Origin of the sequence: Rhizobacter sp. (assembly GCA_021153565.1) — a bacterium.
Lineage (GTDB): Bacteria > Pseudomonadota > Gammaproteobacteria > Burkholderiales > Burkholderiaceae_C > Albitalea.
The window spans coordinates 1-7,881 of the sequence record JAJKJU010000075.1 but is presented as its reverse complement, the minus strand read 5'-3'; the positions used below and the strand labels follow the sequence as shown (position 1 = coordinate 7,881).

Below are 7,881 nucleotides of genomic sequence, written 5' to 3'. Positions count from 1 at the left end.
GCCTCCTCGCCATAGCGACGGCTATGACTCGTCGGCGCGCCTTGCACTGCGCTCCGACAGCGGCGCGATCAACCGACACTTGTGGCTTGACGCGACACTAGGGAGATGGGTGCCAGAGACTTCACATTCAATCGTCCTGAGACGCAGCACAAACACGGCACAATACCGCCTGCCGCTCGACACCCGCTGCGCGTCGAGCCTCCTTCCTGGGCCGCGACGACAGCCCGACTGCCACGAATGACCGACCCCAAGCCTCGCCAAGTCTTCATCCAGGGAATTACCCAGGACGGAAAGACCTTCAGGCCGAGCGACTGGGCCGAACGCCTGTGCGGCGCGATGTCGTGCTTCCGGCCCGAAGGCGCGCCGCGCGGCATCGGCTCCTTCATCGGCTATTCACCGTACTGCGTCCCGCAGGTGATCAACGGCGTGAAGTGCGTGATCGTGACTGAGAAGTTGCGCGAGATAGAGCCGATGGCATGGGACTTCGTCATCAATTTCGCAAGGGACAACAAGCTGCAATACAGCGAGGCTTGTTTGTTGCCTGATCCGGACAAGTAGGGCGACCGGCGCCGGCCGAGTATCCCAAGCCTGTCGAAGGCTCCCACGTGGGCCACTTGAATTGAAAGATTGACGCCTGCGTGGTGGGGTGCGCTTCGTTTGCGCACGCTTGCTATAAGGCGCCAATACCGGAAGACACAAAGAAAAGGGCTCGCGATGCGAGCCCTTTTCTGTCCACCTGGATTTGTTTTCTGATCAGGCTGCGGCGGCGAGCGCCTTGACCTTGGCTGCGAGGCGGCTCTTGTGGCGAGCGGCCTTGTTCTTGTGGAAGATGCCCTTGTCGGCCACTGAGTCGATAACGCTCTGGGCGGACTGGAACAGTTCGGTGGCTTTGGCCTTGTCGCCGGCGGCAACGGCCTTTTGAACGTTCTTGACGACAGTTCGGAACTTGGAACGTAGCGCCGTGTTGGCGGCGTTCAGCTTGACGTCTTGGCGGACGCGCTTGCGACCAGATGCAATGCGAACCGTCTTCTTCTTAGCTTTGGAGGAGGTGGCCATGCTAGAGCTTTTAATCCAGGTGGATGCATCGTACAGATGCAAATGGGGCAAAGATTGCGAGTATAGCATCCGCCCTCCGCCCCTGCAAAGCGACAACCCGGAACGTCGGTAAGCGCTTTCTATAATTGCCCGCTCTCGCCAGACACGCCACGACTCGGGGCCGCCCGAAGAACGAATGAACCTGCTTCGGACTGCTTCCACCATCTCGCTCTTGACCCTCGCCTCCCGCATTACCGGCATGGTGCGTGAATCCCTCGTGGCGGCGGCTTTTGGCGCCACTGGCTGGGGGGACGCCTATCAAGTTGCCTTCCGAATTCCCAACCTGCTTCGTCGACTGTTTGCCGAAGGCGCGTTTTCTCAGGCCTTCGTTCCCATCCTCGCCAATACCCGCACCCGGGAGGGCGAGGAGGTCACGCACCGCTTGGTGAATGCGGTGGCGACCATTCTCTTCTGGGCGCTGCTCGTGACCTGCGCCATTGGCATCATCGGCGCACCGGTGCTCGTGTGGGCCATGGGTTCCGCGCTCAAGGAGTTCGACGGCGCTATCGTGATGACCCGCATCATGTTTCCGTACATCGCCTGTATGTCGCTGGTGGCATTGTCGGCAGGCATTCTCAACACTTGGAGGCACTTCGCTGTGCCCGCAGCCACGCCGGTGCTTCTCAATCTGTCGGTGATTGCTGCCGCATGGCTGCTGGTGCCCCAGTTCAGGCGCTGGGGAATGGAGCCAGCCTATGCGCTCGCGACCGGGGTGATGCTCGGTGGCATCCTGCAATTGGCTGTGCAGATTCCAGCATTGATTCGAATCGGATGCCTGCCGCACATCGGACTCAGCCTCGGGGCATTCAAAGCTGCGTGGACACATCCGGGCGTGCGGCGTGTGCTGCGCCAAATGCTTCCGGCGCTCATCGGTGTTTCTGTGGCGCAACTGTCGATGATGATCAACACGCAGATCGCCACCCATGTCGGTGTCGGTGCGGTGTCGTGGCTCACCTGGGCCGACCGGTTGATGGAATTCCCGACTGCGTTGCTCGGCGTGGCCCTGGGAGTCGTCTTACTGCCGCAGCTGGCCGCCGCCCAGGCCAAGAACGACCCGGCTTCGTACTCGGATCTTCTCGACTGGGGCTTGCGCCTCGTGCTGCTGTTGGCCTTTCCCTGCGCCATTTCGCTGCTGGTATTCCCGAGGGCGCTGATCGCGGTGCTGTACCACTACGGCGCCGTAACGCCCCGAGATGTTCAGCAGGCCATGTACGCGCTGATGGGTTACGGCGTCGGCCTCATGGGCCTCGTCGGTGTGAAGGTGCTTGCGCCAGGCTTCTACGCCCGGCAGGACATTCGCACGCCGGTGAGGATAGCGGTCGCCGTGCTCGTGCTTACGCAGGTGATGAATGCCATCTTCGTGCCTTTCCTCGGCCATGCTGGCCTCGCCCTGTCCATCGGCCTTGGAGCGACGATCAATGCCGTATGGCTGTTCTACGGCCTGCGCAAGCGTGGCACCTATGCGCCGATACCGGGGTGGGGAGCATTCACCCTGCGCGTGATGGTGGCAAGCACCGTCTTGGGCGGTTTTCTGTGGTGGACGGGCCAGCACATCGACTGGACCGACCTCGGCGAGCACAAATGGACGCGTATTGGCCTCGTTGCCGCCTGCCTGTCGGGGGCTGCGGCACTGTATTTCGGCACCTTGCTCGCAAGTGGGATGAAGTTACGCGAGTTCGCCCGGCGCGGCTAAACTGATTTGATGTCCGAGCCGTTGCAATTCTTGGCGCCCACCGTGCTGGATTATTTTTCCGCGCTGGTTGCGGACGATGCGAGTCTGTCTCTCATCGAGGCCGCGGCGTCCATCGCGCAAGACGACTACCCGGACCTTGACACCCAGACTGTTTTGGCCGAAATCGACACCATGGCTGACCGGCTCAAGCGCCGCATTCCTGCCGATTCCGTGCCCGTGCAACGTCTGCGCTGGCTCAACCGCTACTTCTTTCAAGAGCTTGGTTTTGCGGGGAACGTCAACCACTACTACGACCCGCGCAACAGCTACCTGCACACTGTGCTCGACACCAGGCGCGGCATTCCCATCACCCTTGCGGTGCTTTATATCGAGTTCGCCACGCAAATTGGCCTCACTGCGCGAGGGGTGTCGTTCCCGGGGCATTTCCTTATCAAGCTGCGCATGCACACTGGAAAGCAGCATGGCGAGGTGGTCATCGACCCATTCACCGGCCATTCCCTGTCGCGCGAAGAACTCGACGAGCTGCTTGGGCCCTACAAGCGCAGCCACGGACTCATGGGCGACTTCGACGCCCCGCTGGGCCTCTTCCTGCAGGCGGCGCCGCCACGCGATGTACTCGCGCGCATGCTGCGCAACCTCAAGGAAATCCATCGCACCGGCGAAGACTGGGCGCGCTTGCTAGCCGTGGCCAACCGTCTCGTGATCCTGTTGCCGCACGCTTTCGAAGAAAGGCGAGATAGGGGTCTCGTGCTGGCCGAACTCGGCAACTATCCGCAGGCGGTGGAAGACATCACCGTCTACTTGCAGTGCAGCCCCGATGCCGAGGACCATGCCGCGCTCACGGCCCGCGTGGCCGAGCTGCGCGACGCCGGCTGGCCTCGCCTGCATTGAAGCTTCGGTGCAAGACCGTAGAATTTCGCCCAATCGCGGCGGACACAAGCCGCGCAGCACACCCAGGCCGCTGCATGCCGGCCCTATCGTCCGCTCGATGAACCTTTCCTCCACGCAACGCCGCTCCTTGTCCTGGATTGCGCTCGGCCTGATCGGGCTGGGTCTGCTCTGGCTGCTGGCGCCCGTGCTCACGCCCTTCCTGATTGGGGCGGTGCTCGCCTATGCCCTGCATCCTCCGGTGGAGCGCATGGCCCGGCGTGGCGTGCCGCGGGCCATCGCCGTAACGGTGGTCGAAGTCACCATGCTGGTCGTGCTGCTGGCGGTGCTGCTGCTGGTCGTGCCAATCCTCTCGAAAGAGCTGCCCCTGCTTCGCGAGCAGATTCCGCGGCTCGTCACGGGCCTTAACACGACGCTCGAGCCCTGGCTCGCCCAGTTCGGCATTCACGTTGCACTCGATATCGACAGCATCCAGAAGTTCGCCTTGAAATACCTCAACGCGAATATCGAGGATTGGCTTCTCGCAATCCTGAGCTCGGCTCGAATCGGCGGCAGCATCATGCTCACCATCATTGGCACTGTGGTGCTTGTGCCGGTCGTGCTGTTCTACCTCCTGATGGACTGGCCACGGCTCGCGCTACGTGTGCAGGAGTTGGTGCCGCCCCGCCTGCGCCCGGGCTTCTTCGGCTTCATGCGCGAGTGCGACACGGTGCTCGGCCAGTACCTGCGCGGACAATTGCTCGTGATGCTCGCCATGGCGATCTTCTACAGCGTGGGTCTGGCGCTCTTTCGCTTCGATCTCGCCGTGCCGGTGGGCGTGTTCACCGGTCTTGCGATGTTCATCCCCTACGTCGGCTTCGGCCTTGGCATGTTGCTCGCGTTGCTGGCCGGCGTACTGCAGTTTGCGATCTGGTACGGTGCCATTGCCGTGCTCGTCGTTTTCGGCCTCGGACAGATGCTCGAAGGCTTTTACCTCACACCGCGCCTCGTGGGCGAGCGTATCGGCCTGAGCCCGCTCGCGGTGATCTTCGCTCTGCTCGCCTTTGGCCACATTTTCGGCTTCGCGGGCGTGCTCGTGGCACTGCCTGTCAGTGCCATGCTCGTCGTCGCCACGTCGCGGATTCGTGGCTGGTACGTGCAAAGCCGTCTCTACGGAGCTTGAGCGATGAAGCAGATTCCGCTCGCTCTCAGCCCCGATATCGCGCGCAGCTTCGAGACCTTCGTGGCTGGCGGCAATGTGATGGCGCTGGAGCATCTGCTGGCGGTTCATGCCGGCTCGGCCCCGATGTACCTGTGGGGTCCATCGGGCAGCGGCAAGACGCATCTTCTGCAGGCGCTCGCCCAGCGCTTTCAGCGGCAAGGCGGGCTGGTGGGATCTTTCACGGTGGGAGATCCTGCGCCCTGGGCCGTGGATGAAAACCGCGCGCTCATCGTCTTCGACTCTTGCGATCTCTTCGACGCCGACCAGCAGCAGGCCGCCTTCGCGCTCTTCGTCGACGCGACCACGCGCGGCATCCCCATCGCCGCCGCCGGTCGCGTGCCGCCGGTGGACTTGCCGCTTCGCGACGACCTGCGCACACGCCTTGGGTGGGGCCACGTGCTCGCAATCCAGTCGCTGTCCGAGGCCGAGACGCGTGCCGCGCTGCGGCGCGAAGCCGACCGTCGTGGACTTTTTCTGTCGGACGACGTGATGGACTACCTGCTCACGCGCTTCGCCCGCGACCTCAAATACCTCATGACCCTGCTCGACGGCCTCGACGAATACGCGCTCGTCAATAAGCGCGCTATCACTGTGCCCCTGCTCAAGCAGATGCTCGCGTCGCAGGGGCAATCATGAATCTGTGCCTCTTCGATCTCGACGACACGCTGATCCCGCTCGACTCCGACCACGCCTGGGGCGAGTTCATTACCGGCCTCGGCTGGGTCGATGAAGCCGAATTCCGCCGGCGCAACGACGAGTTCTTCGATGCATACAAATCCGGCAATCTCGACGTGCATGCCTACATCGATTTCGCGACGCAGCCCTTGCGTGCGCGATCGATCGAAGAAGCCTCCGCGGCGCACGTGAGGTTCATGGCCGAGGTCATCACCCCGAGGATGCACGACAAGGCGCGGGCCCTCGTCAAGCAGCACATCGACCAAAGAGACTTGGTGGCGCTGGTCACGGCGACCAATGAGTTCATCACCACTCCCATTGCCCGGGCCTTCGGCATCGCTGATCTGATCGCGATTCGGCTCGAACGCGGGCCTGGGGGTACTATCACGGGCCGCATCGACGGCGTGCCGAGCTATCGCGAAGGCAAAGTGACGCGGGTCGAGCAATGGCTGGCCGAGCGCGGCGTGCACTGGGGCGACTTCGAACGCACCATCGTCTACAGCGACTCGACGAATGACCTGCCTCTGCTCGAGCGAGCCACTCATCCCGTCGCGACGAATCCTTCGCCAGCGCTAGAAGCCATCGCCAGAGAACGCGGGTGGCGCATTCTGAACCTATTCAAATGATCAAGAAGTTCATCGACAAGCTCCTGGGAAAGACGTCCTCGTCCAGCAACGGCAATGTCAAGCTCACGCCCAAGGGCAAACGCAGGGAAGTGACCAAGGACGAGCACAGCATCGACCTCTCGCTCGTCGACGAACGCGCAATCAAGGTAGTGCAGACACTGGCAGACGCCGGTTTCGAGGCCTACATCGTGGGCGGCGCGGTGCGTGACTTGCTGCTGGGCCTGCGCCCCAAGGACTTCGACGTCGCGACGAATGCAACGCCGGAAGAGGTGAAGGCTCTGTTCCGACGCGCGTTCATCATCGGTCGGCGCTTTCGCATCGTGCACGTGGTGTTCGGCCGAGGCCGCGACCACGAGGTGATCGAAGTCTCGACCTTCCGCGCGATGATGGATTCGTCGGCTGCCGACACTGTCAGCGGCAATGAGAAGACGTCGAAGAGCGAGCTGGCCGGCAAGTCCCATGTCATCGACGCCGAAGGCCGGGTGCTGCGCGACAACGTGTGGGGACCGCAGATCGAAGACGCCGCGCGGCGCGACTTCACAGTCAACGCCATGTATTACGACCCCCGGCGCGAAATCGTGGTCGACTACCACGGCGGCATCAAGGACGCGAAGAAAAAGCTCCTGCGCATGATCGGCGACCCGGAGACCCGCTACCGCGAAGACCCGGTGCGCATCATCCGCGTCGTGCGTTTCGCTGCCAAGCTCGGTTTTGAGATCGAACCCAAGACACGTGTACCCATCCAGGCGATGGCTGCACTGCTGGACAACGTGCCGCAATCGCGCATGTTCGACGAGATGATCAAGCTTCTGCAGACGGGGCATTCGCTCGCGAGCTTGGAAGAGTTGCGCAAGCAGGGTCTGCATCGCGGCATCTTCCCCATCCTCGACGTTGTGCTCGACGAGGCGCATCGTCACGATGGGCGCGAGAAGTTCGTCCAAATGGCTCTTGCCGACACAGATCGCCGTGTCGGCGAGCACAAGCCGGTCGCGCCGAGCTTCATGCTTGCCTGCATGCTGTGGCACGATGTGCTTGACCGTTGGCAAAAGTTCAAGGCCAAGGGTGAGGCGCCGTTCCCGGCATTGCAGCAGGCCATCGATGCGGTGTTCGATGCGCGCATCGGCGACATCTCTGGCCGCGGCAAGCTCGCTGGCGACATGCGCGAGATCTGGATGATGCAGCCTCGCTTCGAGCGCCGCGCAGGCAGCACGCCGTTCACTCTGGTCGAGCAGCCGCGATTTCGCGCCGGCTTCGATTTCCTGCGCTTGCGCGCCGACGCGGGCGAAACCGACGGCACTTTGGCCGAATGGTGGGAAGATTTCTCCATGGGCGACGACGAAGAGCGGCGCGCATTGATCGACATCGCCAAAGAGCAGGACCACGCCCGCCGCGCGAGTGCCAGTCACGCAGCCGCGGGTGGCAGGTCGAGCGGCGCCAGCGGTGGAAGCGGGGCAGGCGAGGGCGGCGATCCGGCGAAGAAGCGGCGGCGTCGTCGCCGCAAGCCGGGGGGCGGTACGCAGGGTGGCCCGTCCAGCACGGCTCCTGCGGCCTCCGAACACTAAGGACATGGCCCGGAATAATTTTCCGTTTTGGGGGCGCAGCGCGGGATGCGATGCAAGGCGCTCCGAGCGCCGTGTGGCGAGCCACACAAGCGAGGAGCAACGCCGCAGCGCGCCCGCCCTGCGCCCCCAAAACGGGAAATT

At 63.0% G+C, this 7,881-nt stretch carries 9 protein-coding genes; 8 read left to right on the top strand and 1 reads right to left on the bottom strand.

The genetic code is table 11. From position 1 onward, the window contains the following. Both AC30NL_RS04730 and AC30NL_RS04725 read left to right on the top strand, forming a co-directional pair. A partial coding sequence (locus tag AC30NL_RS04730; protein ID WP_489462858.1) for a hypothetical protein occupies positions 1–241 on the top strand: 241 nt, incomplete at its 5' end. Continuing rightward, entirely contained in the window at positions 238–558 is a 321-nt protein-coding gene (locus tag AC30NL_RS04725) for a DUF3579 domain-containing protein (protein ID WP_489462857.1), read from the top strand. The genes AC30NL_RS04730 and AC30NL_RS04725, both read left to right, overlap by 4 nt. A 195-nt stretch (positions 559–753) precedes the next feature. Here AC30NL_RS04725 and rpsT read toward each other — a convergent pair whose 3' ends face one another. Beyond that, positions 754–1,056 (bottom strand): 30S ribosomal protein S20, encoded by a 303-nt coding sequence (gene rpsT / locus AC30NL_RS04720; protein WP_489462856.1) that lies wholly within the window; start codon positions 1,054–1,056, stop codon positions 754–756. A gap of 175 nt (positions 1,057–1,231) precedes the next feature. Here rpsT and murJ point away from each other — a divergent pair, with 175 nt between their 5' ends. The 6 genes from murJ (at position 1,232) to pcnB (ending at position 7,740) form a co-directional block, all read left to right on the top strand. Then, positions 1,232–2,788 (top strand): murein biosynthesis integral membrane protein MurJ, encoded by a 1,557-nt coding sequence (gene murJ, locus AC30NL_RS04715; protein ID WP_489462855.1) that lies wholly within the window; start codon positions 1,232–1,234, stop codon positions 2,786–2,788. A 9-nt stretch (positions 2,789–2,797) separates the two neighbouring features. Continuing rightward, positions 2,798–3,679, top strand: a complete 882-nt coding sequence (locus AC30NL_RS04710) for a SirB1 family protein (protein WP_489462854.1) — start codon at positions 2,798–2,800, stop codon at positions 3,677–3,679. A 97-nt stretch (positions 3,680–3,776) separates the two neighbouring features. Beyond that, positions 3,777–4,838, top strand: a complete 1,062-nt coding sequence (locus AC30NL_RS04705) for an AI-2E family transporter (RefSeq protein WP_489462853.1) — start codon at positions 3,777–3,779, stop codon at positions 4,836–4,838. Positions 4,839–4,841: 3 nt separating this feature from the next. After that, positions 4,842–5,513, top strand: coding sequence for a DnaA regulatory inactivator Hda (gene hda / locus AC30NL_RS04700; RefSeq protein ID WP_489462852.1), 672 nt, complete (start codon positions 4,842–4,844; stop codon positions 5,511–5,513). Then, complete coding sequence (locus AC30NL_RS04695) at positions 5,510–6,178, top strand: histidinol-phosphatase (RefSeq protein WP_489462851.1); 669 nt, start codon at positions 5,510–5,512, stop codon at positions 6,176–6,178. The genes hda and AC30NL_RS04695 overlap by 4 nt, the downstream gene beginning before the upstream one ends. Further along, complete coding sequence (gene pcnB / locus AC30NL_RS04690) at positions 6,175–7,740, top strand: polynucleotide adenylyltransferase PcnB (RefSeq protein ID WP_489462850.1); 1,566 nt, start codon at positions 6,175–6,177, stop codon at positions 7,738–7,740. Before AC30NL_RS04695 ends, pcnB begins: the two co-directional genes overlap by 4 nt. Positions 7,741–7,881: the final 141 nt, after the last annotated feature.

Coding starts and splice junctions, on each gene's coding strand:
- rpsT (WP_489462856.1), bottom strand. CDS start 1,056: ATGGCCACCTCCTCCAAAGCTAAGAAGAAGACGGTTCGCATTGCATCT.
- AC30NL_RS04725 (WP_489462857.1), top strand. CDS start 238: ATGACCGACCCCAAGCCTCGCCAAGTCTTCATCCAGGGAATTACCCAG.
- hda (WP_489462852.1), top strand. CDS start 4,842: ATGAAGCAGATTCCGCTCGCTCTCAGCCCCGATATCGCGCGCAGCTTC.
- AC30NL_RS04710 (WP_489462854.1), top strand. CDS start 2,798: ATGTCCGAGCCGTTGCAATTCTTGGCGCCCACCGTGCTGGATTATTTT.
- AC30NL_RS04705 (WP_489462853.1), top strand. CDS start 3,777: ATGAACCTTTCCTCCACGCAACGCCGCTCCTTGTCCTGGATTGCGCTC.
- murJ (WP_489462855.1), top strand. CDS start 1,232: ATGAACCTGCTTCGGACTGCTTCCACCATCTCGCTCTTGACCCTCGCC.
- pcnB (WP_489462850.1), top strand. CDS start 6,175: ATGATCAAGAAGTTCATCGACAAGCTCCTGGGAAAGACGTCCTCGTCC.
- AC30NL_RS04695 (WP_489462851.1), top strand. CDS start 5,510: ATGAATCTGTGCCTCTTCGATCTCGACGACACGCTGATCCCGCTCGAC.